The organism is Paenibacillus doosanensis (assembly GCF_025060755.1).
Lineage (GTDB): Bacteria > Bacillota > Bacilli > Paenibacillales > NBRC-103111 > Paenibacillus_S > Paenibacillus_S doosanensis.
On record NZ_JANYUY010000001.1, the window covers coordinates 470544 to 493834 of the forward strand.

The following is a 23291-nucleotide window of genomic DNA, read 5'->3' on the forward strand; positions in this document are numbered from 1 at the left end:
CTCTATCGAAAGTAGGAATTAGCGAATGACGATCGTGTGCACCACTTGATCTTTGCCTCGCAGCTCGACCGTACGGTCCGTTGTCAGCTGCGATTGGTCGCCTTCGATCGTTAAGCTCGACGATACGTTGTAAACCGCCGTTTGCACCGAACCGTCGCCGAGCGTCTGGTTAATCGAAATCGTATTGATGGAGCCGTTGGAATTCAGCGTATACGAATTGAAGGTGCCGATGACGGTAAAGTCGACTTCTTCTTCGACCATCTTCGTCACTTCGACGAAAATCACTTGACCGTTATAGGTGCGGACATTGATTTGATCGCCCGCCTTCAGCTCGGAAGCCGCTACCGTACGGCCGTTGCGCACGATTGTCGGATTGGAAGCAAGCTCCACGTCGTAAGTTTTGTTATCTTTGGTCAGCGTCAGCACATTGTTGCTGACCGCCGCGTTCACGGTAGCCGCAAACGTCGTGTTGTCGGGAAGATCGCTGCCGGCCAGCTTCGTCACTTCGACGAAAATAATTTTACCGTTATACGTACGGATATTGACTTGATCGCCCGCTCTCAGATCGGAAGCCGACACCGTACGGCCGTTGCGCACGATCGTCGGGTTGGACGCCAGCTCTACGGTGTAGGATTGGCTGTCCTTCGTAAACGTCAGCTTATTGTTGCTCACCGCCGCGTTCACGGTAGCCGCGAATGTCGTATTGTCGGGAAGGTCGCTGTCCGACAGCTTCGTCACTTCGACGAAAATAATTTTGCCGTTATACGTGCGGATATTGACTTGATCGCCCGCTCTCAGATCGGAAGCCGACACCGTCCGGCCGTTGCGCACGATCGTCGGGTTGGACGCCAGCTCTACGGTGTAGGATTGGCTGTCCTTCGTAAACGTCAGCTTATTGCCGCTCACCGCCGCGTTCACGGTAGCCGCGAACGTCGTATTGTCGGGTAAGCTGCCGCTGTTGCCGCTGCCGCTTCCAAGCTTCGTCACTTCAACGAAGATCGCTTTGCCGCCGTACGTGCGGACTGTCACTTGGTCGCCCGCTCTCAGCTCGGAGGCCGCCACTTTCGCATTGTTGCGGAAGATGAAGGCGGCTGCGTCCAGCTCGACGCTGTACGGCTGTCCGTTGGAGGTCAGCGTCAGCATATTGTTGCTGACCGCTGCGGTCAGCGTCCCGCGGACCGCCGTGTTATCCGGCAGCTGATCGCCCGTACGGTCGAGCAAGGCCGCCAGCTCGGCGCGCGTGACGGAGCGATCCGGACGGAATGTGTTGTCCTCGTAGCCGTCCACCAGCTTCTTCTCGATCGCTTCTTCCACGTAGCCTACGGAGCCGGCGGGAATTTTGGACGCGTCCTTGAAGCTCAGCTTCGTGCTCATTTTCGTCTTGGCCTCGTCTTGCAGCTTCAGCGCCTTGATAAGCAGCGTCGTAGCCCAGAGACGGTCGGCGTCCTTATCCGGCTGAACGGAATCGTCGGACTCCTCGAACAGATCGTTTTGCAGAGCCACCGCAACATATCCTACGGCCCAAGGATAATTTTTCTTGATTTTATCCGCATCTTTGAAGTTCAGGTTAGATTGCATCGCTTCGGTCGATTCCGCTTCATCGCGCAATCCCATCAGACGAACCGCCGCTGTAATCGCTTCAATGCGCGAAATCGTTTTACGAGGCTGGAACGTTCCGTCCTCATACCCTTCGAATACCCGCTTGGAAGCAAGACTCGCAATATACCGCTGCGCCCATTCCACGTCAGCGCCTTTCACGTCGTCGAAAGACAGCTTAATGTTCAAGTTTTTTACGTTCAAATTATTTATGTATACGTCTTTGCCGCTGTTTACTTTCGTTTGCACCGCATCCCGGCCGCGGTCTTTGTCGTTGCCCTTGCCTTTGCCGCTATCGGCAAATGCGGCGGTAGATCCTCCGAGCACCATGGCCGCAGTAAGACCCGTTACCATAACCTTCTTAAAAGCGTTGTTCATCATCATTTCTCCCTTATATAAATAATGTATGACGGTTTAAGCATCGGACAGCCGCTGCAGGCAGCTTCCGCTTAAATGGATAAGTTCGGTTAAGAACCAATGAATCAGAACCTTCGCGAAGTGTTCCTGGATTTACTACAATGTTTCGCCGCCCCAAAAATGTTTGTGGGGGTCTTTTGAACACGTATCGGAAAAATGATAGACTTATTTGGGTACTGCCTTTTTTACCGAGATTATTTACGGTTCGGGGTTACGCGAAGCAGCAGGAAGGAGTAATGAAGCATGAAATGGAATGCAAAAAGACTATCCGTCGGTCTCGTCGTACTGGCGCTGATCGCCGTGGCTGCGGTGTCCTCCATCCAGTTTGTACGGACGAATCAGGGCAAGCCTCAAGCCGCGGCGACCCCGGAGTCACTGCCGGGCGGCAGCTCGCAGACGCCGAAGCCGACTCCGACGCCCGAGCCGCCGATTCCATCGGAGCACGCCGACGTTGTGGTCTTCGGCAGCGAGCTCGAAGGCATGTATTTGGCCCGAGCGGCGGCCGACGAGGGGCTGAAGGTCAAGGTGCTCGACCCGCGGGATGCGATCGGCGGACAGCTGCTCCAGGGGCAGATGCTGTTTCTCGACGAAACGCGGGACGACCAGTATCATTCGTTGGTGCAGGGACGAGCCAAAGAGCTGTTCGACGGGTTCCGCAACGGCAAAATCCGCAAGCTCCCGGAGTTTCAGCAATATTACGACAAGCTGAGCAAAGATATTTCTATCGAATCCGGCGTCAGCATCCAGAGCGTTCAGGAAGCGCCCGGCAAATTCGGACCTCATGCCGTCGAATCGGTCATCTATACCGACAAGTCCGGCGCCAAGAAAAAGATCGAGGCCGATTACTGGGTCGACAATACGGACTTCGCCGCGCTGCTCGGCAAATTGCAGTCGAAGCGGATGCCGGGACTGGAGCAGTTCTACGGCCAAAGCAACATTGAATATATGAGCTCCGGCATGATGATGCTGTTCAAAAACGTCGATTGGGAAAAATTCAAGACCAGCTTCAACAACATGACGCCGGAGCAGCGCAGAGCCAAGTACGGCGGCGGTTCCGTCAACGAAAGCTTCGCCATCGGACTGAGCGGCATGACGGACGCCTACAAGCCGACCAATGACCGGGTGTTTTTGCGAGGGCTCAACGCGGTCAACCAGCGCGACGGGCAAGTCGCCATCAACGCCTTCCTGATCTATACCGTCGATCCGTCGGACGATAAGTCGGTGGCGGAAGCGATGGAGCTCGGAAAGAAGGAAATCCCGCTCATCCTGGAGCATTTCCGCAAAAACATCACAGGCTGGGAGCATGCGGAGCTGAACGGCTTCCCGAACTACTTGTACATACGGGAATACAATCACTATGAATCGGATTACGTTCTGAAGCCTTCGGATATGCTCGGCGCCAAAATGTTCTGGGACAACGTCAGCATCGCCGGCTATCCGCTGGACCTGCAAGGCACAAGCGCCAACAAATGGGGCATCGAGATGGGCCGCCCGGACAAATACGGCATGCCGCTGCGCAGCTTCCTGCTCAAGGATTACGACAACGTCATTATGGCCGGCAAAAATGTCGGCGCCTCCGCCATCGCCTACGGCAGCGCGCGCATTCAGCCGAATACGAGTCTTGCCGCGGAAACGATCGGCATTCTGCTCGGCCAGCTGTACGGCAAGAAGGCGCTGCGCGAGCTGAAGGAAGCGGATATGCCCGCGCTCGACAGCTACCTCGAAAGCAAATATAAGATCAAGCTGACCGGGGTCAAAGGAAACAACAAGATCGCCGGTTGGACCAGCGATGAAATCGCCAAGCTCGACACGGGCGAAATTGTGTACGCGTCGTATGTGAACAAACGGAAAAAATAAACCGCAGCGGTAAACAAAAAGCAGAGGGCTCTTCAAGCTCCCTCTGCTTTTTTTGCCGTTGTAAGAACTGCCTCGCGTCAATTCACCCAAGCACCGCCGCTCGCCTCGGGCGCAGGCACCGGAGGAACCGACTCCTTGATCTGAAGCTGCCGGGTGGCGAATTCGCGGTACAAACGGTGCGTCTGCAGCAGCTCTTCATGCTTGCCGCGGCCTGTAATTTGCCCTTTCTCGATAAACAGAATCTGGTCGGCGTCGACGACGGTGGAGAGACGATGGGCAATGACCAGCGTCGTCCGGCCTTTCATCAAGTTTTTGAGCGCTTCCTGCACGACGATTTCCGATTTGCTGTCAAGGCTCGACGTCGCTTCGTCCAGCATCAATATTTTCGGATCTCTGAGCAGAGCGCGGGCGATTGCGATCCTCTGGCGCTGACCGCCGGAAAGCTTGATGCCCCTCTCGCCGACTTCCGTATCGTAGCCTTCCGGGAATTCTTCGATGAACAGATCGGCATACGCCATCGCAGCGGCCCGCTTCAGCTCTTCATCGGTAACGAGGCGGTCCGTGCCGTAGCAGATGTTGTCTCGGATCGTTCCGGCGATCAGCGGGCTCTCCTGCGACACATAGCCGATTTGACTGCGCCACGAATGCAGCGAATAGTCTTCGATTTTTCTTCCGCCGACGCGGATTTGCCCGCTCTGCGGCGTATAAAACCTCTCCAGCAGCGAGAACAGCGTCGTCTTCCCTCCGCCGCTCGGTCCCACGATCGCCGTCACCTTGCCCGGCTGCAGGGTGAAATCCATTTCTTTAAGCACAGGTTCGCCGCCTCCGTAGCCGAAGGTAACATGATCGACGACGATCGGCTGATGGGCGTTGTCAAGCGTCAAGCCGCGTTCGATATCTTCTTCCTCCGCTTCCAGCGTCGTAATGATCCGCTCCGTGGCGCCGACGGCCTTTTGCAGCTGCGTAAAGAAGGTTGTAATCTGGTTGATCGGCATAATAATCTGGATCAAGTACAAGATGAATGCGACCAGTTCACCGGCCGTCAATATCCCCGAAGATACCCGCATACCGCCGTATCCGATAATGACGACGAGCAGCGCCATCAGCACGAAGGAAATGAGCGGCGCGATCATCGCCTGAACTTTTCCCTCCCGAACCCCGTACTGGAACAGCTTCGTAATGCCGCTCTTGCCGTTCTCATATTCCAGCGGCTCGGCGTTGGACGTCTTTACAAGACGGATTTCGGACAGCACCTGGCTCAGCACCCCGGTAAATTTGGCCGTTTCATCCTGAAGTCCTTTGGAGATGGCAAACATTTGCCGCCCGATCGGCACCAAAATCAGGATCGCCAGCGGCACGGCCAGCAGCATGATCAGCGTCATTTTCCAATCCAAATACAGCAAAATGCTGACCGAACCGATAATCGAGATCATGCCGTTAAAAAAGCTCGTCACATGCTCCGATATGAGCCCTTTGACGACCCCGGTATCATTGGTCATCCGGCTGATCGTCTCTCCCGTACGGTGGTTGTCGTAATAAGGAACCGTCAGCGCCAGCAGCTTTTTCCACAGCCGGTCCCGCAGGTTCGCCACGACGTTTTGTCCGACATGGTTAAGCAAATAAATCGATAGGCCTCCGGCAACCGCCTGGGCGGAGAAGGTGAGCACCAGCGCCGCAATCTGCATCGGCCGGATCGACGTCAGCGAGAAGCTGTCGACCAGATTTTTAGTGAACAGCGGTACGATCAGCCCGACCACGGTGGAAATGACGCTAAGCGCGATCGCGATGCCCAGCTTCCACTTGGACGGCTTCGTTTCCCGAATTAAAGTCATAAATAAACGCCAACTGCCTGTTGCTCGTTGTTCTTTCATTTCAGCACTCCTATCCGTTTTTACTTCTGTGCAGCTCTCTATGGGAAAAGAATACGACAGTTTTATAAACGGAATATAAACGAACCGGTTCCCGCCGCCCCATCGCGAATCTGCCGGTGAAAAATCGATATAGCGATTTTTTACCTGTTGCCGTTCCCGCAGGTTACCTATACTAAATCTATCCTAATCAGATCGGAGTGAGGCGTAATGATTGAACGCGGTATAAGCGCCGTGCGCGCGGAGAGAACTGCCGTCCGGACAGACGGAACTAATCTAGTAGAAAGAACGGTGTTGTTATTATTACGAAGTTTACCTCTTTAGAAGCATACGGCTTTCAGCCGTTTTTCGTCGAACAGCTGAAAGAAGATTACGACGTCGGCCGCGTTGCCTTGGAGCACAAGCATTTGTACCGCATTTATGCCGAAGACGGCGAGTGGCTCGGCGAATTATCCGGCAAGTACCGGTTTGAAGCGGGCGAACGCAGCGATTACCCCGCCGTCGGCGATTGGGTGTGGATGAAGAAGCTGCCCGGCGAACGCAAGGCGGTCATCCATGGGGTGTACGCCCGCAAAAGCAAATTTTCCCGCAAAGCGGCCGGTTCCACAGTAGAAGAACAGATCGTCGCGACCAATATCGACCGCGTCTTTCTCGTGATGGCGATGAACCGCGATTTTAATGTGCGGCGGCTGGAACGCTATTTGCTGACCGCTTATGACAGCGGAGCGGCGCCGGAAATCGTGCTCACCAAAAAAGATTTATGCGACGACGTCGAAGCGAAGGTGCGCGAGGTGGAGACGATCGCCTTCGGCGTGCCCGTCTACACGGTGAACAGCCTGATCGGCGAAGGCACGGAGCAGATGATCGCCACGCTGAAGCGCGGCGAGACGATTGCTCTGCTGGGCTCCTCCGGCGCCGGCAAATCGACGCTGCTCAACAGCTTGTACGGCGAGCAGCGGCAAAAAACGGGCGGCGTGCGCGAGGACGACGACCGCGGCAAGCATACGACGACGCATCGCGAGCTGGTCGTCCTGCCATGCGGCGCGCTCATTATCGATACGCCGGGCATGAGAGAGCTGCAGCTGTGGGAAGGCGGCGACTCGATGGACGCGGCGTTTCGGGACATCGACGCTCTGGCCGCCGGGTGCCGATTCGCCGATTGCGGCCATCGGGCGGAGCCGGGCTGCGCCGTGCAGGCGGCGCTTGCGAACGGCACGCTGGAGCGGGAACGCTACGCCGGCTATGTGAAGCTGCAGAAGGAGCTCGCCTATATCGAGCGCAAGACCGATACGGCGGCCGCCAAAGCGGAGAAAGACTGCTGGAAAAAGATTCATAAGGACATGCGTGAGCGGACAAACCGGTAACCGGCCGCACGCACGCATAAGCACGCAAGCGAAGATAACCCGGGCCCAGCGGACCCGGGTTATACGCTGTAACGACAAAAAAAGCACCTGTCCCGCAAGCGGCATCGAACCTGTCCGATGCCGCTTGCCGCAGTGTGCTCTTGTATGCGCCTATCCCGTCTATCTCAGCTTCAATCCGACTCTCACCGCATGCTCCTCGAAAGCGACCGAACGCACCCCCGCCGGCCGCGGCAAATAATCGTTCAGCTCGACGTTCAACGGCTGAAGACGGAACCAGTCCAATGGCACGGATAGCCGTTTGATCTTCGTCGACGTATGAACGGCCGTGAGGTACGGCTCTTGCCATGACATCGTAAAATACAGCCTGGCTGCAGCCTCCCACTGTCCCTTGTACAGCAAATTGACATCCGCTACCCACTCCTTGCCTTCCAAGCTGAACTCGGCTCCGGTCACTTCCAAATCCGGCGTCACTTGGGCATGCGCGGCAAGCGCCTTCTTAAGCAGGCTGTTCACTTCCGGCTCGGTCAGTTCCACCTCCAGCTTGCGGCTGGCGATCATATCCGCCAGCTTGCCGCGCACCTTCAGCTCCGAATAGGTTAAATCCAATGGACGCTCAGGCTGCACATACCAATATCCGATTGCGGCGATGACGGCGCAGCCGATCGCCAGCGAGACGATGCTCCGCAGCAGCTTTCCCATAGGCTTTAGCCAACCCCTCTCCCGAATCCGCCCTCGCCGGAGACATCTATGACTTCGGTTTGTTCTGCTTCTCCTTCAGCCAGCGCGGCGCTCCCTTGTTTTTGCGGTCGCGCTCGCGCTCCGGCTTGCGCTTGGCCTGCGGCGAAGACGGCTTGGCGGCGCCTCCCGGAGCGGCTTTGGCCGCAAGCGAGGAGAGCTTCGCGCGAGGCTCCGCCGACTTGCCCGATGCGCTCTTGCGGTTTTCCGCAAGCTCGGACTCCGCCGCCGGGCGTCCGGCAGGCTCCACCCGCGAACGCGGAACCGCCCTGGAGGCGCCGCGCCGCTGGCCGGGGTCGATGACTTTCCCGTACGCCATCTCTTTTTCTTCGATGTCAATGCCGAGCGTTTTGGCAAATTTATTGATAATAAATCGTTCTTTGTGCGTAATGATCGAGACGGCCGTCCCCTTCTTGCCCATCCGGCCGGTACGCCCTACGCGGTGAACGTAATGATCCGCATCGATCGGCGGATCGAGATTGATGACATGGGTCACATGCGGGATATCAAGACCGCGCGCGGCGATATCGGTTGCGAGCAGCAGCTGGAACTTGCCGGACCGGAACGCCTGCATCACCTTGGCCCGATCCTGTTTGCCCGCATCGCCGTACAGCGCCTCTATAGACAGTCCGGCGAACTGCAGCTTGCTAACGACCTCGGCAACGTCATCGGTTTCATTGATGAAGACGATGGCCGCGGGAGGGTTGTACAATCTGACGATACGGCGCAGCGTGTCGATCTTGTCTCGTTCCTCGCACACAAAGTATTGATGCTCCAGCGTCTGCGACGTGCGCTGCTCCGGATTCACCTGCACGAACGCCGGCTCCCGCATCCAGCGGTCGATCACCGCCTGAACCTGCGGCGGCAGCGTAGCCGAGAAGAACAGCAGCTGCCGCTCGCGAAGCATCCCTTTGAATATAGCCTCTACCTCATGCATCGAGCCCAGCTCGAACACCTGATCGACTTCGTCGACGACCGCAACCTGCACGTGATGCATGGTCAGCTTGCGCAGTTTAAGCAGTTCCAGCACCCGACCCGGCGTGCCGACCACAATCTGCGGGCGCAGCTTCAGCCGGTCGATTTGCCTGCTGATGGCCGCCCCTCCGATCAGCGATTGTACACGGATGCCGCTGCCCTCGGTCAGCTGTTCGAGCGTAGAGACGATTTGAACGCCAAGCTCCCGGGTCGGCACCAGCACGATACCCTGCACGTCCTTGGATGTCTTGTCTATTTTATGCAGCAGCGGCAGCGTGTAAGCGAGCGTTTTGCCGGAACCGGTCTGGGACTGCGCAACCACGTCCTTCCCCTCCAGAATGACAGGTATCGCTTCGGCTTGAATCGGCGACGGCGTCGTAATATTCAACGCTTGCAGCTTGCGAACGTAAATGTCGTCAATATGTAAAGTAGCAAAACCGTTATTCATCGAATTCCCCCTTCATCAAAAGCATCCTAATCATACCAATGGAGAAGCGGAACATCAAGCCTGCTCTGCCTGCGCCAGCTTCCCTGTGATCCAGCCGAACACCGCATCTAGCGCCTTTTCGTCCTCTTCCTTCGGAAAACGGTGGTCCAGCCCCTCATACAGCTCCATGGCGTAATCCTTGCCCGCTCTCTCCAGCCCTTCCGCCAGCTTGCGCGCCTGGGCAACGCCGACCTGCGAATCGGCGGTTCCATGGACGATCATCACAGGCACAGAGATCCGCTCTAACCAGTACACCGGCGAGCGCTCTTCATACGCCTCGCTCTGCTTGCGGGGATGGCCGACGACCCGCTTCAGCATACGGCGCAGATCGACCCGCTCTTCGTACGTATGGAACAAATCGCTGACGCCGCCCCAGACGACCACCGGTCCTGCGTCCGGACACTGCTTGGCCGCCAGCAAAGCCATCATCGCTCCGCGGGAAAACCCGATGAGCGGAACCGGCCCGCGCTTGACCTCGGGCAGCGAGCGAACGAGGGTGATCGCATGGCAAACGTCGTAGCGGTCTTCGCCGCCGAAATCCTCGCGCCCTTCGCCTCCTTCGTTGCCGCGATAAAACGGCGCAAAAACGCAATACCCGCGTCTAGCCATCGACATAATGCGTCTTTTGCGCACCATGCCGACCTTGCGGATGCCTCCGCGGCAGTAGATTAAGCCCGGATACGGCGACAAAGCCGATGCGGCTGCAGGGACCGCCAAATAGCCTTTGACCCTCAGCCCTTCGCTGACATAAGTGAGCCTGTACAATAAGATGTCTCTGTAGCGGCTTTTGAGCGGCTCGCGTTCCAGCAGCATGCCGTTCGGCTGCTCGCGTTTCCGGCAGAACGCCTCCCCCGGAGAGGAGCTCGCGGCGCAGGAATCGGCGGCGCTTTCGCCGGCCGCTTCCGGAGTCTGCGCCCCTCCTCCTGTTGTCCATCCTATGCCGGCGCCCTCCGATATAGAAGTCACTGCGCCGCCGCCGGCTCCCACCGTCGTCTTTTCTTTAGTTCGTCCGTCATTCATACCGTTCAGCGGCTCCTTTCCCGCATTCATCTTTCCCGATAAGCGCTTGCCCTAATTTTTGACAGAAGCCCGTTCGTGCGCTAGACTTACTATTGTTACGACAAATTTACTTTCTATTATGTTCTGAAAGGTGGAGCTTCTATGAATCCCCAGTTTCAAACCGAATTTGACGCCTTGGTCGAAAAGTTCGCCGAGCTGCTTACAGGAGATACATCCCCCGAAATGGTGGAAAAAATAAAAGTATGGTCCGTCTATAACCATATTCACAGATCCATGCCCGCGCTGGCAAATCACTGGAATCAAACCCACCCGGAAGGCAAGGCGGCTGTCAGAAGCTTGTACGAAGAGGTTCGCTCCTTGAACCTGGCGCTGAAAGAACGCCATAACGCTCAGGAGCCGGAGTAACCGGCCGCTTCTCACGACACTAGAATATCATATTGCAGCTGAACTTAAGACCGGAGGCTTCCATGTTCCAGTCTTTTTTTTATTACTTTGTCAGAAATAAGCGGCGGACGGCATCAATACGATATGGATCGGAGGCTTCCGCTTTTGGAACGATGCTCAAGGCATGCCCGTTATGCAGCATAGAGCCGTCCCAAGCATGGACTGCCGTTGAATGGGCGTTTTAAGAAACGGAAAGCGGGGAATCGTTCAAACATGACTTATTACATGGGAAAAAGCTCGCTGCCGGATTCCAATGAGGATGAGGCCGCGGCTGCGGAACCGGAAGCCGATATCGTCCTTCGGGCCCGTCAAGGATGCAGCGAGGCGTTCGGCAAGCTGGTAAGGATGCACCGGCGCATAGCCTACAGCTGGGCCGCGGGGATCACAAGGGACCACCATATGGCCGAAGACATCGTTCAAGATGCTTTGATCCGCGCTTTCCTGAGTCTCGGGACATTAACCGAAGACAGCCGTTTCGTCCCGTGGCTGCATCGGATCGTGCGCAATCAAGCGATGATGAAGCTTCGCCGAGGGGGCCCTTACGGCAAGGAACAGCCGTTCACCAGCCTGACTTCAGGCGCCGTTAAGGACGCTTCGGGAGTCGATTGGGATCATCTCGACAGCATCCTGGCGTTCATCGCCTTGGAACCCGATCAGCCGTCGCTGCCGGGTTCGGCTCCGCAAGCTTCCTGGCTTCCCGAGGAAAGGCTGCTTCGCAAAGAAACGGTTCGGTTCATTGTCAGTCTGCTGGACTGCTTGACCGTCAAAGAACGCAGCTTCGTAGAGGCGCACTTTTTCCGTCAGCTCACCCCTCAGGAAATCGCCGGCCTGTTCAATACGACAACCGCCAATGTGTACAAAACGATCTCCCGTTCCCGGCAAAAACTGCAGCAGGAGCGCATTCGAATCCATGTGACGGATTACGTGGAGCAGCGGGCGCACGCCGGTCATAACCGGCGCGTTCTCCTGGACAGCTCCAAAATCCGATTTTGATGAAAAGGATGGGAGCTTCTCTTGGAAGAAATCGCAGCTTGCATTGCGCATCAAAATTCATGGACATCCGCCGCCGTAGCCATGTATGGAGCTATCCGGTTTACCGGCTGCCATGAACTGGACCTGATAGACGTAATGGGCTACACGGGGCACGCTTTTCGCATTAACATTCATCCCCGGAACGTTGATGTGGCAGGACCCACGGGTTATCCGTGGGGACCGTTTTTTGCGGAAGGGCTTGGCAATCTCGGCTTTCGAACGGCCTCCGTGCGCTCCGCCAATCTCGCGCCCCCTACAGCGGAGGAGCTGACTCGCGGTCTGAATCTGATTCAGGCGAGCCTTGATAAGGGAATTCCCGTCATAGGCTGGGACTTGTTCATTCCTGAATTCGGTCTTCTGTACGGCTACGACGACGACAAGAAGCTGCTTCATGCCAAAGATCCGAAGATGAAGGACGGAGGGACGCTGCCGTATGAGAAGCTGGGACGGGGCGAAATCTCCGAGCTGTTCGTCATGAGCCTGGAGGAAGCCCGCCCCTTCGATAAAACGTCGGCTCTTCGCGGCGCGCTCGCCATGGCGATTCGTCATGCCAGACAAAGAGAGCATCAGCATGAACTGCCCCCTTACATGAACGGTCTTGCTGCTTATGACGGCTGGAAGCAAGCGTTCTCCTCCCGCGCCGTAAGCGAATTCGGCAATGCTTACAATACGGTCCTCGTGTATGACGCCCGGCTCTATGCAGCCGCCTTCATGAAGCGGCTGCAGCAAGTGTGGAACGCGGACGACGAGCTGGAGCAAGCTATCCGGCAGGCGGCCTCCGAAGCCGAAAGGCATTATGCCCGAGTCGCGGAATCATTGAAAGTTATGCATACGATGTTCCCTTTTCCTCAAGGAGGCAGTCCCAATGACCCTTCGGAGTCGATGCGGGCGATCGAACGATTAGAAGAGGCCCAATCGGCCGAAGAGCAGGCCGTGCTTGTCCTCGAACGCATGGCGTCCTTGCTCTTAGCTCTCGACAAATAAAGAAAGCGGTGAATCCGAATGAAACCATCCCATGAATCCCCGACAGAAACCATTGTCATTAGCGGCAAAAAAGAACCGATTCAGCAAATCCTGCTGAATGATTCGAATTTCTCCGGTTCCGAGTTCCGGAACGGTTATGCGGAGCGGGTAAGCTTTCAAATGGTCGCGTTGCCGAAGCTGTCTTTTCAATGCGCCGATTTGCACGGAGCCCGCTTCAACGACATTAATTTTAGCGGAACCCGCATTAACGATGCCAATTTGAGCGACCTGGAGATCTGCAACGCCCAGCTCGGAGGAGCGTATATTCATAATATCGGTCTGCCGCCGGAGGGGCACCCCGCTTATGAAGAAGGCAAATCGCAGCGTCCGCTTCGGTTCGAGAACTGTGATTTGAATGGCAGTACGCTCTCCGATTGCCGGCTGGACGGCGTATCTGTCCGCGGGTGCAGTATGAAAGACATGACGATCGACGGAATTCCCGTCGAGCAGCTGCTTGCCGCCTACAGGCAGGCACGGGGCGGCAGCGGTATCGAGTAGCTTACCTTGATGCAGGCGGAACGGTTTTCCGGCCGTCCGTTGCCTTAACAGGACGCCATGCAGAAATAGAAGCAGCGCCCTTCTCATAATGAAAACTCAACCCGCCTCTTTGAACAGGGGCGGGTTGGTATTATAGGATCAAGCCGTTCGGCGGTTTGGCGTATGCGCCTATTTCTTATTCAGCACCTTATAAGCCACCTTATCGAAGGCGCGCGGAAACAGCTGAAACAGCTTGACGCCGAGGCCGGCGGTAAACGGCATATCGACCTCCGGGATGCGCCTGGCTATCGACCGCAGCACTTTATCGGCCACCCGCTCCGGCTTCAGCATGAACCATTTGACGTTCCGGACATAGTTGCCGCTCGGATCGGCCTTGTCGAAGAAGGGCGTATCGATCGGCCCCGGATTGATTGCGCTTAAGTATACGCCGGTTCCGACCAGTTCCTGGCGCAATGAGTTGGTGAAGCCGAGGACGGCATGCTTGGTCGCCGTATAACCGGTCGATTTGGCCGATCCGATCTTGCCGGCCATGGAAGCGATATTGACGATATGGCCGCTTCCCGACTGGAGCATATGGGGCAGCACCGCCTTCGTGCAGCGGACGGTTCCCATATAGTTCACGTCCATCATGCTCTCGAACTCCTCCAGCGGCGTGTCCACGAACCGTTCGAACACCCCGTAGCCGGCGTTATTGATTAAAATATCGATGCGCCCATACTGTTCGATCACCCGCTGCATCGTCTGCGTCACCTGCGCGGCCGACGTGACGTCCAAAGGATGCGTTCCGCAAGGTCCGTTTAAACCGGCCGCTACTTGCTGCAGTTTGTCTTCGCTGCGCGCCATCAGCACGGGAACCGCCCCTTGCAGCGACAGCTTCCTCGCCATTACCGCCCCGATTCCGCTGGAAGCCCCGGTAATGACGGCAATTTTCCCTTGAAACATAGTATGACACCTCCATCGGCATGAAAAAAAGCGGTTCGCCCTCGGCATCTCCGCAAGGCTCCCCGCTTCTATTGTAATCGATTCGATTAAACGATCAAAACTTGAATGTCCAGCTCGCCGATTCCTTCCATAATGAGCGGAATCGTCAAAGCCTTCTTCGGCAAAAAACCTGCCGAGTTCGCGGAATGCAGCAGCTTCGGCGGCGTAATGTCCACCTTCACTCCCTGATTGTACAGCATCGTGCTCGCATTGCCGCTGATCATGTTGCCAAGCTCGGAAATGGCGCTCTTGCTCATCTCATCCATCTCGGTGATGGCGAACCCGCCCATCATAGCGGAGACTACCTTCAAGGCGACCTCTTCATGCAATCCGAATACGATGTCCCCTTCCATCTGTCCGGTCATGCCGATTTGAATCCAGATGTATTTCTCTACGAACTTTACGTCTTTTATCCCAAGCTGCCCGGTCGAAGGTCGTATGCTGGCGACTTGCTCGATAACGATTCTTGCAGATTCCAAAAAGGGATTGATATATTCTGCCTTCATGAGGTGGCGGTCTCCTTTACGACAAAATCACGTAAGATCCATAGGTCTATAATATCATTCATTATACCTAATTTTCTCCAATAAGTATATGTTTTTGTAACCCCCCTTATGAAAATAGTTATTTAGACTCACATTCGAAGCCCCATCATATTGCCTGAACTGTATCTCCTTAGCCCAATGTAAAAAAAGGCGCTGCCGCCTGCCGTCAGCAGGAGCGCAATGCCGGCGGCTTCCGCAAGAAACAGCGGTTCGACGCTGCGGAGCAGCCCGATCGGCAAGTAGCTGATAAATCCGGCCGGTATGACGGTGAACAGAAGCAGCTTGCCGAGCCCGGTAAAAATCCCCGTAGGATACGTCGAGAAGGCCAGCAAACCGTTGAACAGCTGTTGTCCGATCCCCTCCGCGCTGCCGATATAGAACGCGAGCGTCTGCGCCGCCACGACGAAGAATAGAAAAATCAGCATCGCGAGCAGCAGGGCCAGCGCAAACTTCAGTATCCCGGCCGGCGTCAGATCGCCGAACAGCGCGAACAGAATGAGCGAGAACAAGATATCGCCGATCGCGGAAACCGACATCCGGCTGATCAGAATATGCAGCAGCACCGGTTTCGGCTGCGCCAGATAAATATCCAGCTGCCCCGCGGCAACGAGCGAAGCGAGACGATAAGCATTGCCGAACAGCACCGCCGACAAACCGAAGCCGCCGGCGCTTACCGCCCACATCATCGCCACATCGCGAAACGTCCATCCTTGCACCACCTGAAATCGCTGAAAGTACAGCCCCCAGAATAAAATCCACACGGCATTGTTAACGACCATCATACCGGCCGTAAGCAGAAAGCTCATCCTGAATTCCATCGCTCCGGCCAAATTCAGCTTCCAGCAGGTCCATACGAACAAGAGCAGACCGCGCAGTTTACCTCCCATGGGACGCGCTCCTTCCTTAGCCGCCATTGACATTCACCTTCCTTATTCCCATACCGTAGATGAGCATAACCAGTCCGGCGAGCAGCGCGATCCAAACTCCCTGGGTCAAAAGCATCGGAACGAGCGAAACATCGTCCCATCGCACCGCCGTTTTTGCCGGAAAGTAAAGCACGGTTTGGAAGGGCAGCCAGCGGCATACGTCCTGCAGCATTTGCGGGAACAACTCAAGCGGCATCAGCATGCCCCCTATCGTGAACAGCAGCTTGTGATAGACGAACTCCAACCCGCGCGTTTCTTCCACCCAGAAAGCGCAAAGCGCCAAAGCCATATTCAGCAGGTAATTGACCGTCACCGAGCCGATCGCCACAACCGCAAAGCCCGCCCAGCCCCATCCGAAATGCGGCAAGCCGAACATCGCGATACCGAGCAAACCGCCGATGCACAGATTGACGAGCAGCCGTACAAGCACCTCGCTGACATAGCCCACGTAATGATAGCCGATGTAGCTCAGCGGGCGGGTCAGCTTATAGCCGACATCGCCGTTTTTGACCTCATCCTCGATGCGCGTCGCCAAGCTCGGGAACGCTGTCGTCAACGCTTCGGCAAACAAAATGTACCAAATAATTTGATCGTAGCTGTATCCCTCAATGAGCCGGCTCCCTTCCCCCTGATAGGTCACTCGCCATAATTGAATGAAAATGTACATGATCGTAATAAGGAAGATCGAACGTATTAGAAAATCATACACATAGGCAAAATGATTGCGCAGCGTCACCCTCCCGATAGCCGCGTATTTCATGATTTTGCCGCCCGCCGTCGATGGCGGCGAGACCGGCCTCTCCCCGTCTGCGCCCAGTTGAAGCGCCGCTCCCACGCGGGCCTTGCCGCTCTTCTCCGAGTCTGCTATACGCATGCAGCCCCCTCCTCTTGCTTCCCGACATGCCCGCCGCGGGCATATATATGCGTGATGATCTCCTCCATAGGCGGGTCCTCGATCGTAACGTCGATCACCCGGTATTTGCTGACGATCTGCGCCAGTACCTGTTCAATACTAGCCTGCGCCGTATCGACAAAGAGCAGCATCTCCATCCGCCCCTGCGCCAGCACCTCGACGCCGGGAAATTGAAACGGCGGCCCTTCTTCCTGAAGCTTCAGGCGAATCGTCTTCGATGTAAGCAGCTTCCGCTTCATCCTCTCCACCCGATCATCCAGAATCACTCGGCCGTAATTGATGACGACCGCCCGCTTACAGAGCTGCTCGATGTCTCCGGCATCGTGGGAGGTCAGGAAGATCGTCGTGCCTTCCTCCCGGTTCATCTGCAAAATCAGCTCGCGAATTTTATGCTTCACGATCACGTCCAGACCGATCGTAGGTTCGTCGAGAAATACGATCTTCGGGCTATGCAAGAGCGCCGCCGCAATCTCGCAGCGCATCCGTTCCCCGAGCGACAGCTTGCGGACCGGGATATGCAGGTAAGGCTCCAGCTCAAAGCGGCGGACCAGCTCATCCCTGCGGACGAAATAATCGCTGCGGTTCAGTTCGTAAATGCGGCTCATCAGCTCGAACGAATCGCTGGGAGGAAGATGGTACCAGAGCTGCGATTTTTGCCCGAACACCGAGCCGATATGATAAGCCAGCCGGCTGCGCTCCTTCCAGGGGCAATACCCGAGCACCTCGGCCATTCCGCCCGATGGATGAAGAATGCCCGTCAGCATCTTGATCGTCGTCGACTTGCCCGCTCCGTTCGGTCCGAGAAACGCGACGATCTCCCCCTGCTCCACCGTCAAATCGATCCCGTGCACGGCGGTTTTCTCCTCATACTTAGGTCTAAGCAGCGATCGCAGACTGCCGCTTAGACCGACTCCTTTTTGCTTCACCGCAAACCGTTTCGTTAAAGCTTCCACCTTGATCGCCTTCATCGGCACATTCTCCTTTCCTCCAGTAAAGCAGAAAAGACCCCGCTTTCGTTTCGCCGGCAATCGGCGGAACTTGCACGAGGTCTTTTATCCCTACGGTGTTAACGCCGGCCTCTCCGCCGGACGTTCGGCTTCGCTTGGTTCGAACCGGCTTGGCGCCGTCGGATCCCTAGAAGCCCTCCCACTTAATTGTTATATATTACCACACCGATATAAAGCTGACAATCCGTTTCAAAATGGTTTTCCAAAAACTTTTTTGTATCGAATAAAACTTCAAAAGATAGGAAAACTAACTTCATTAAAGGTAAATCATCCATGTATTGCACACCATTTGAAACGTAAGGAGGAGCTTTTGTGCCGGAACATCGTGATAATCAGCCTCAAAGTGATTCAAGGCGCAAATTTTTAAAATATTCGGGTGCGGCCATCGGCGGCGTCGTCGTAGGCGGCGTGGTGGGCGGCGTCATCGGCAAAAGCCTGGGAGGCAAGCCTGCCGAGCCTGCCAAGCAGCCAAACGAGGCGCAGCCCGAAGCGGCCGACTACAATCAGGCGCTCATGTTCTTTAATCAGGAACAATTCCGGATTACGGAAGCGGCGACCGAACGGATTTTTCCCAAGGACGACCTTGGGCCGGGAGCCAAGGAGCTCGGCGTCGCTTACTTCATCGACCATCAGCTGGCAGGCCAGTGGGGGATTAACGCCCAAGATTATATGATGGGGCCGTTCCAGAAAGGCGAAACGACGCAAGGCGACTATCCCAGCGTAAAACGGCATGAGCTGTTTACGATGGGCTTGCAGGCCATTCAAAATTTGAGCCAGCAAAAATATAAAAAATCGTTTCTGGATTTGGCCGAGGCGGAGCAGGACGAAGTATTGAAAGCATTAGAGAACGGCGCCGACATCAGCTTGTACGGAACGACGGGCCAAGCCTTCTTCAAGACGCTGATCAGCTTTACGACGGAAGGCGTCTACGCCGACCCGCTGTACGGCGGCAACAAGAACATGGGAGGCTGGAAAATGAAAAATTATCCGGGCAACCAGATGAGCTATTTGGATGTCGTCGACAAAAAAGAATTCGTCAAAATGGAACCGCAAAGCTTGCGCGACCATTTGAGCCACTAGAGAGGAGGGAATGAGTTCATGGCTACAACTTTGCCGAAGGTACCGGTAGTCATTGTAGGTTTGGGCTGGACTGGCGGCGTCATTGCCGCAGAGCTGACCAAAGCCGGCCATAAGGTCGTCGCGCTAGAGCGCGGCAAAGCGAGAAAAACGGAAGATTATTACATGGTGCACGATGAGCTGCGTTATGCCCGCCGCTACGGCTTGATGCAGGATCTGTCCAAGGAAACCGTCACGTTCCGCAATACGGAAAAGCTTACTGCGCTTCCTATGCGCTCGTACGGTTCATTCCTGTTAGGAGAAGGTCTCGGCGGGGCCGGGATTCACTGGAACGGCCAATATTTCCGTTTTCTCCCTTACGATTTCCAGATTTATTCCAAAACCGTCGAACGGTACGGAGCGAAAAAAATTCCCGAAGGGATGACCATCCAGGACTGGGGCATCACTTACGACGAGCTGGAGCCGTACTTCGATAAATTCGAGAAAATGGCCGGCATCTCCGGCGAGCCCGAACAGAACCCGATGGTGGGCAAACGGTCGAATCCGTTCCCCACGCCCGCGATGAAAAAAACGCCGAGCTTCACGATGTTCGAAGAAGCGACCAAAAAACTCGGCTATCACCCTTATATGATGCCATCCGGCAATCTGTCCACGCAGTATACGAACCCGGACGGCATCGCCCGCGCCGCCTGTCAATACTGCGCATTCTGCGAACGGTTCGGCTGCGAATACGGAGCCAAGGCCGATCCGGTCGTTACCGTCATCCCGGTAGCGCAGCAGACGGGCAATCTGGAGATTCGGACCGAATCCAACGTGACGAAAATATTGAACGACGGCAAGAAAGCGACCGGCGTCGTCTATGTCAACACGATTACGGGCGAAGAATTCGAGCAGCCCGCGGACGTAGTCATTCTGACCAGCTATGTGTTCAATAACGTCCGGCTGCTGCTGAATTCCAAGCTGGGCAAGCCTTACGATCCGAAGAGCGGGACCGGGGTCGTCGGACGAAACTATGCGTATCAGGTAAACGGCGCTTCCTCGGTCGGCTTTTACGACGATCAGGAGTTCAACCTGTACGCCGGAGCAGGCGCGCTCGGGATGGAGATCGACGATTTCAACGGAGACAATTTCGACCACGGCAGCCTGAACTTCATTCACGGAGCCGGCATTCGCATCTCGCAGGCGGGCAACCGGCCGATCGACAACAATTCCACGCCGAAAGGCACCCCGGCCTGGGGCAAGGACTTCAAGCAGGCGTCGATCAAATACGCGAACCGCGTTCTCTCCGTCAGCGGTCAAGGGTCCAATATGCCGTGGCGGCATCATTACCTGGATCTTGATCCGACGTATAAAGACGTCTACGGCATGCCGCTGCTGCGCATTACTTACGATTTCGAGGACCAGGACCGCGAGCTGGTGAAATTCATCGCCTCCAAAGCGGACGAAATTATGAAAGAAATGAAACCGTCGAAGCAGCAGACGAATGCCGAATTGAAAAACTATAATATCATCCCTTACCAATCGACTCATAACACCGGAGGAGTCGTCATGGGGTCGGACCCGAGCACTTCGGTCGTCAATACCTATTTGCAAATGTGGGATGCAGATAACGTATTCGTCATAGGAGCCTCCGCCTTCGCCCATAACAGCGGCTACAACCCTACGGCGACTGTCGGGGCGCTGTCATACCGCGCGGCGGAAGGGATTCTGAAATATTTGAAAACGCCGGGGTCTCTAGTATAGCGAGGTGTTAATGCATGGAAGCGAGTGAAGAGCTTGTCGGGCATCTGGCCGAAATAAGAAAACGGCTGATTATCGTTATTGCCTGGTTCGTGCTTGCTATGGGAACGGGGCTGTACATAGCCCCCGCCATTTTGCGGTACATCCGGTCCCAGCCTGCAGCGGTTCACATCGAATGGAACGTGTTCTCCTTTACGGACGGACTGTTCATTTACATGAAATGCGCGTTCATCTTCGCGATGTTCGCCACATTGCCTCTCCTTTTGTATCATGTATGGGCTTTTGTGCGCCCCGGTTTGACGGAATCCGAAGCAAAGGAAACGTTCGCCTACATTCCCGCTTCTTTATTCCTCTTCGTATCGGGGGTCGCCTTCAGCTATTACGTTGTTTTTCCGATGATGGTCCAATTTATGAAGAAGATGAATCAAAGCATCGGCGCCGTGGAAACATACGGTATAGACCGGTACTTCTCCTTCATGTTCAACATTATTTTCCCGCTTGCCGTCGCCTTCGAAATGCCGGTCGTCGTGCTGTTCTTAACCCGGATCGGCGTGCTGACCCCGGAGAGGCTGAAGCAAGTAAGAAAGTATGCGTATTTGGGGCTGGCGATTACCGGATCATGCATTTCCCCGCCTGATTTCGTGTCGCATTTGTCCGTCACCATCCCGTTGATTTTGCTGTTCGAGCTGAGCGTCGTCGTGTCGGGACAATATTACCGGAAATTGGCGGCGAAGCCTCGAGAACAGCTGACCTAAAAGTGTGGTGATTGAGTCGTATCCTGCGACGAAGCTGGGAAAATCCGTCTGTAAAGGCGACCGCTGACGATGTTTCAACTTTCCCAAAGGAGGGAACACTCATGTTCAACAATATCGGAGTATCGGGGCTGGTTATCATTCTGATCATAGCTCTGATCGTATTCGGGCCGGCCAAGCTGCCGCAGCTCGGACGGGCGTTCGGCGACACGCTGCGCGAATTCCGCAATTCGACCCGCGGCATGGTAGACGATACCGCAGCCGACAAAAAAGAAGAACCCAAGTCAATCATGGAGGAACTAAGATGAAGCTGAAATGGACGATCTTTCTGCTGACCGTTATGATCATCGCCGGCTTGGCCGCCTGCGGCACAAAGAATGAAACGGCGCCGACGCCAAGCCCTTCAACGGCGCCTTCCGGAGGAACGACAGCCGGAGGCGGCGGTACCGCAGCGGTCGACGCGGATGCGCTGTACAAGCAAAACTGCATCGCCTGTCACGGAGGCAATCTCGAAGGCAAGACAGGCCCGAACTTGACGAAGGTCGGCGGCAAGCTGAGCAAGGATCAGATCGCCGCCAAGATCGGAGCCGGAGGCGGCGGCATGCCCGCGTTCAAGACGCAGCTGAAAGACACGGAAATCCAAGGCTTGGCCGACTGGCTGGCAGCCAAGAAATAAGCCGTTGCAAAAAACGATAAGGATGGCGCTCGCGCCATCCTTATTCGTGCGTCCTAGAGAACGACGCCGCAATGCCCGCAAAACTTGGCTCCCACTTCATTGTAGCTCCGGCACGCGCGGCACATGACCTGAATCGGTTCCTCGGTCTCTTTTTCCGCGACAAAGACGACATCCTCGAATTGAAATCCGCAAACCGAGCAAAACTTCACATCGCGCGATACCACTCTGCCGCAGCGACACAGCTTCTCGTTTTTGGCTTCCTTCAGCTTCGCTTCGAGCGCTTGTATATCCTGGCGAATATACGTGATGTGTTCGCAGTACGCGTTTACCTCCTTTTCCGGCCGCTTCCAATTGCCGGACGCGTAGGCGCCGTAGACGGCTTCGCCGATCAGCGCGTACGCTTTCTCCATTTCTTTTTCTTTCGCTGAAATATGCGCTCTCAGTCTCGTAGCCTCCACCGTTTGCTGTGCTTTTTTGGCCGCTTCGGACGCTCCCTGCTTCATTTTATCAAAAAAAGACATCGGCCAAGCCTCCCCTTAAGTAATACTGCTCTTAGTCATCATATGTCGGGAAAGGCCGCCCGCATTCCCCCTCTTGAGCCGAAAAATAATGCCCGTTGGCACCGGACGTACCGGCCGGGGACGCTGCCGCGGCGAGTTAGCCCGATATGCAAAAAAGCTTCCTCCCCGGTGCGAATAAAACGTTTCGCGCCTTGGGAAGAAAGCTATGTTTGCAAATTCGTAGATCCGGTCTACCGCGCTTCCGCGCGGAGCTGGATTTTGCGGTATTGGGCGTACATGGCGAGCCGCCACGGAAGCAGCATGCCGAAGGCAACGAGAAAGAAAATCGCACCGGTCTGCGGAAGCGATACGTATTGTTCGATCAGCTGCCGCAATGCTATGCGCACCAGCAGCAGTCCGGCCAAAATGAACACGAACGCTTTGGAGCGTTTGAGATAAATTTCTCCATCCCTTGTCTCCATCTGTGAAGTCCGAATCAGCGGATAGGAAAAGATAAACGCTCCGACCAAAAAAGCCGTAAGCGCCCATTCCAGCGGAATCCGGGTTATCGGGAAAACGAACATCAAAAAGCCCGTGCTCATGGCAAAGGGCGGGATCAGCAGCTTTCTGGGATTCACCGGCTTGTTGGAAGCGCGCATCCTTACTACCATGGCCATACAGGCGGCGGCCGCCGCCCCAATCGTAACGGTCATCTGCGGATTAGCTATATGCATGGCGTAACCACCCCGAGTTGTGTCGTCACTGGACGAAGATTTTTTTCAATACTTTTATTATAACGAAAATCCGCGTCCTATGTAAGTGCGCCCTGCTGGAACTTTTGTTATTAGATCATGCCGG

The 23291-nt window shown here is 55.6% G+C and carries 23 protein-coding genes; 11 read left to right on the plus strand and 12 right to left on the minus strand.

Annotation, left to right across the window (positions count from 1 at the left end; all coding sequences use genetic code 11):
• Nucleotides 1–18: 18 nt before the first annotated feature.
• A complete protein-coding gene (locus tag N0M98_RS02085) occupies nt 19–1974 on the minus strand; it encodes an S-layer homology domain-containing protein (RefSeq protein WP_259616797.1) in 1956 nt (651 codons plus the stop codon).
• 282 nt (nt 1975–2256) lie between these two features.
• Between N0M98_RS02085 and N0M98_RS02090 the strand changes: the two genes are divergently transcribed.
• Entirely contained in the window at nt 2257–3870 is a 1614-nt protein-coding gene (locus tag N0M98_RS02090; RefSeq protein ID WP_259616798.1) for an FAD-dependent oxidoreductase, read from the plus strand.
• A 77-nt stretch (nt 3871–3947) separates the two neighbouring features.
• On the opposite strand, the gene N0M98_RS02095 is transcribed toward N0M98_RS02090, so the two are convergent.
• On the minus strand, nt 3948–5741 hold the full coding sequence (locus N0M98_RS02095; protein WP_259616799.1) for an ABC transporter ATP-binding protein: 1794 nt from the start codon (nt 5739–5741) through the stop codon (nt 3948–3950).
• Nucleotides 5742–6040: 299 nt separating this feature from the next.
• Here N0M98_RS02095 and rsgA point away from each other — a divergent pair, with 299 nt between their 5' ends.
• Nucleotides 6041–7102 (plus strand): ribosome small subunit-dependent GTPase A, encoded by a 1062-nt coding sequence (rsgA, locus tag N0M98_RS02100; RefSeq protein WP_259616874.1) that lies wholly within the window; start codon nt 6041–6043, stop codon nt 7100–7102.
• A gap of 159 nt (nt 7103–7261) precedes the next feature.
• Here the strand turns inward: rsgA and N0M98_RS02105 are convergent, their stop codons facing one another.
• From N0M98_RS02105 to N0M98_RS02115, 3 genes are read right to left on the minus strand one after another with little or no spacing between them, the layout of a single operon-like run.
• Entirely contained in the window at nt 7262–7801 is a 540-nt protein-coding gene (locus N0M98_RS02105; protein WP_249862075.1) for a hypothetical protein, read from the minus strand.
• Between the two features lie 46 nt (nt 7802–7847).
• Nucleotides 7848–9260 carry a DEAD/DEAH box helicase gene (locus N0M98_RS02110; RefSeq protein WP_249862074.1) on the minus strand — a complete coding sequence of 471 codons (1413 nt, stop codon included), beginning with the start codon at nt 9258–9260 and terminating at the stop codon, nt 7848–7850.
• Nucleotides 9261–9314: 54 nt separating this feature from the next.
• On the minus strand, nt 9315–10112 hold the full coding sequence (locus N0M98_RS02115; RefSeq protein ID WP_375295436.1) for an alpha/beta hydrolase family protein: 798 nt from the start codon (nt 10110–10112) through the stop codon (nt 9315–9317).
• 348 nt (nt 10113–10460) lie between these two features.
• Between N0M98_RS02115 and N0M98_RS02120 the strand changes: the two genes are divergently transcribed.
• The 4 genes from N0M98_RS02120 to N0M98_RS02135 all read left to right on the plus strand — a co-directional run bounded on the left by N0M98_RS02120 (nt 10461) and on the right by N0M98_RS02135 (nt 13316).
• Nucleotides 10461–10724 carry a DUF2573 family protein gene (locus tag N0M98_RS02120; RefSeq protein ID WP_249862072.1) on the plus strand — a complete coding sequence of 88 codons (264 nt, stop codon included), beginning with the start codon at nt 10461–10463 and terminating at the stop codon, nt 10722–10724.
• Between the two features lie 252 nt (nt 10725–10976).
• Nucleotides 10977–11756, plus strand: a complete 780-nt coding sequence (locus N0M98_RS02125) for an RNA polymerase sigma factor (protein ID WP_259616801.1) — start codon at nt 10977–10979, stop codon at nt 11754–11756.
• Between the two features lie 21 nt (nt 11757–11777).
• Nucleotides 11778–12779: a hypothetical protein gene (locus N0M98_RS02130; protein WP_259616802.1), complete on the plus strand. Its 1002-nt coding sequence runs from the start codon at nt 11778–11780 to the stop codon at nt 12777–12779.
• Nucleotides 12780–12797: 18 nt separating this feature from the next.
• Entirely contained in the window at nt 12798–13316 is a 519-nt protein-coding gene (locus N0M98_RS02135) for a pentapeptide repeat-containing protein (RefSeq protein WP_259616803.1), read from the plus strand.
• Nucleotides 13317–13484: 168 nt separating this feature from the next.
• Here N0M98_RS02135 and N0M98_RS02140 read toward each other — a convergent pair whose 3' ends face one another.
• The 5 genes from N0M98_RS02140 to N0M98_RS02160 form a co-directional block, all read right to left on the minus strand.
• The gene (locus N0M98_RS02140; RefSeq protein WP_249862068.1) at nt 13485–14258 is read right to left on the minus strand and encodes an SDR family NAD(P)-dependent oxidoreductase; all 774 of its coding nucleotides are present in this window, start codon (nt 14256–14258) and stop codon (nt 13485–13487) included.
• Nucleotides 14259–14344: 86 nt separating this feature from the next.
• Entirely contained in the window at nt 14345–14803 is a 459-nt protein-coding gene (locus N0M98_RS02145; RefSeq protein WP_249862067.1) for a chemotaxis protein CheX, read from the minus strand.
• Between the two features lie 128 nt (nt 14804–14931).
• Nucleotides 14932–15729: an ABC transporter permease gene (locus N0M98_RS02150; protein WP_259616804.1), complete on the minus strand. Its 798-nt coding sequence runs from the start codon at nt 15727–15729 to the stop codon at nt 14932–14934.
• 16 nt (nt 15730–15745) lie between these two features.
• Entirely contained in the window at nt 15746–16642 is an 897-nt protein-coding gene (locus N0M98_RS02155; RefSeq protein ID WP_259616805.1) for an ABC transporter permease, read from the minus strand.
• The gene (locus N0M98_RS02160; RefSeq protein WP_259616806.1) at nt 16633–17649 is read right to left on the minus strand and encodes an ABC transporter ATP-binding protein; all 1017 of its coding nucleotides are present in this window, start codon (nt 17647–17649) and stop codon (nt 16633–16635) included. The genes N0M98_RS02155 and N0M98_RS02160 overlap by 10 nt, the downstream gene beginning before the upstream one ends.
• A 351-nt stretch (nt 17650–18000) precedes the next feature.
• On the opposite strand from N0M98_RS02160, the gene N0M98_RS02165 reads away from it, so the two are divergent.
• The 5 genes from N0M98_RS02165 to N0M98_RS02185 all read left to right on the plus strand — a co-directional run bounded on the left by N0M98_RS02165 (nt 18001) and on the right by N0M98_RS02185 (nt 21933).
• Nucleotides 18001–18768, plus strand: a complete 768-nt coding sequence (locus tag N0M98_RS02165; RefSeq protein ID WP_249862063.1) for a gluconate 2-dehydrogenase subunit 3 family protein — start codon at nt 18001–18003, stop codon at nt 18766–18768.
• Between the two features lie 18 nt (nt 18769–18786).
• A complete protein-coding gene (locus tag N0M98_RS02170; RefSeq protein ID WP_249862062.1) occupies nt 18787–20508 on the plus strand; it encodes a GMC family oxidoreductase in 1722 nt (573 codons plus the stop codon).
• A 14-nt stretch (nt 20509–20522) separates the two neighbouring features.
• A complete protein-coding gene (gene tatC / locus N0M98_RS02175) occupies nt 20523–21260 on the plus strand; it encodes a twin-arginine translocase subunit TatC (RefSeq protein ID WP_249862061.1) in 738 nt (245 codons plus the stop codon).
• Between the two features lie 101 nt (nt 21261–21361).
• Nucleotides 21362–21565 carry a twin-arginine translocase TatA/TatE family subunit gene (gene tatA, locus N0M98_RS02180; protein WP_249862060.1) on the plus strand — a complete coding sequence of 68 codons (204 nt, stop codon included), beginning with the start codon at nt 21362–21364 and terminating at the stop codon, nt 21563–21565.
• A complete protein-coding gene (locus N0M98_RS02185; RefSeq protein WP_249862059.1) occupies nt 21562–21933 on the plus strand; it encodes a c-type cytochrome in 372 nt (123 codons plus the stop codon). The genes tatA and N0M98_RS02185 overlap by 4 nt, the downstream gene beginning before the upstream one ends.
• 53 nt (nt 21934–21986) lie before the next feature.
• On the opposite strand, the gene N0M98_RS02190 is transcribed toward N0M98_RS02185, so the two are convergent.
• Together N0M98_RS02190 and N0M98_RS02195 are read right to left on the minus strand one after the other, a co-directional pair.
• Nucleotides 21987–22454, minus strand: a complete 468-nt coding sequence (locus N0M98_RS02190; RefSeq protein ID WP_249862058.1) for a zinc ribbon domain-containing protein — start codon at nt 22452–22454, stop codon at nt 21987–21989.
• A 230-nt stretch (nt 22455–22684) separates the two neighbouring features.
• Nucleotides 22685–23167, minus strand: a complete 483-nt coding sequence (locus N0M98_RS02195) for a CcdC family protein (RefSeq protein WP_259616807.1) — start codon at nt 23165–23167, stop codon at nt 22685–22687.
• Between the last annotated feature and the right edge of the window lie 124 nt (nt 23168–23291).

Coding starts and splice junctions, on each gene's coding strand:
- N0M98_RS02085 (WP_259616797.1), bottom strand. CDS start 1,974: ATGAACAACGCTTTTAAGAAGGTTATGGTAACGGGTCTTACTGCGGCC.
- N0M98_RS02090 (WP_259616798.1), top strand. CDS start 2,257: ATGAAATGGAATGCAAAAAGACTATCCGTCGGTCTCGTCGTACTGGCG.
- N0M98_RS02095 (WP_259616799.1), bottom strand. CDS start 5,741: ATGAAAGAACAACGAGCAACAGGCAGTTGGCGTTTATTTATGACTTTA.
- N0M98_RS02105 (WP_249862075.1), bottom strand. CDS start 7,801: ATGGGAAAGCTGCTGCGGAGCATCGTCTCGCTGGCGATCGGCTGCGCC.
- N0M98_RS02110 (WP_249862074.1), bottom strand. CDS start 9,260: ATGAATAACGGTTTTGCTACTTTACATATTGACGACATTTACGTTCGC.
- N0M98_RS02115 (WP_375295436.1), bottom strand. CDS start 10,112: ATGCTGCTGGAACGCGAGCCGCTCAAAAGCCGCTACAGAGACATCTTA.
- N0M98_RS02120 (WP_249862072.1), top strand. CDS start 10,461: ATGAATCCCCAGTTTCAAACCGAATTTGACGCCTTGGTCGAAAAGTTC.
- N0M98_RS02125 (WP_259616801.1), top strand. CDS start 10,977: ATGACTTATTACATGGGAAAAAGCTCGCTGCCGGATTCCAATGAGGAT.
- N0M98_RS02135 (WP_259616803.1), top strand. CDS start 12,798: ATGAAACCATCCCATGAATCCCCGACAGAAACCATTGTCATTAGCGGC.
- N0M98_RS02140 (WP_249862068.1), bottom strand. CDS start 14,258: ATGTTTCAAGGGAAAATTGCCGTCATTACCGGGGCTTCCAGCGGAATC.
- N0M98_RS02145 (WP_249862067.1), bottom strand. CDS start 14,803: ATGAAGGCAGAATATATCAATCCCTTTTTGGAATCTGCAAGAATCGTT.
- N0M98_RS02150 (WP_259616804.1), bottom strand. CDS start 15,729: ATGGGAGGTAAACTGCGCGGTCTGCTCTTGTTCGTATGGACCTGCTGG.
- N0M98_RS02155 (WP_259616805.1), bottom strand. CDS start 16,642: ATGCGTATAGCAGACTCGGAGAAGAGCGGCAAGGCCCGCGTGGGAGCG.
- N0M98_RS02160 (WP_259616806.1), bottom strand. CDS start 17,649: ATGAAGGCGATCAAGGTGGAAGCTTTAACGAAACGGTTTGCGGTGAAG.
- N0M98_RS02170 (WP_249862062.1), top strand. CDS start 18,787: ATGGCTACAACTTTGCCGAAGGTACCGGTAGTCATTGTAGGTTTGGGC.
- tatC (WP_249862061.1), top strand. CDS start 20,523: ATGGAAGCGAGTGAAGAGCTTGTCGGGCATCTGGCCGAAATAAGAAAA.
- tatA (WP_249862060.1), top strand. CDS start 21,362: ATGTTCAACAATATCGGAGTATCGGGGCTGGTTATCATTCTGATCATA.
- N0M98_RS02185 (WP_249862059.1), top strand. CDS start 21,562: ATGAAGCTGAAATGGACGATCTTTCTGCTGACCGTTATGATCATCGCC.
- N0M98_RS02190 (WP_249862058.1), bottom strand. CDS start 22,454: ATGTCTTTTTTTGATAAAATGAAGCAGGGAGCGTCCGAAGCGGCCAAA.
- N0M98_RS02195 (WP_259616807.1), bottom strand. CDS start 23,167: ATGCATATAGCTAATCCGCAGATGACCGTTACGATTGGGGCGGCGGCC.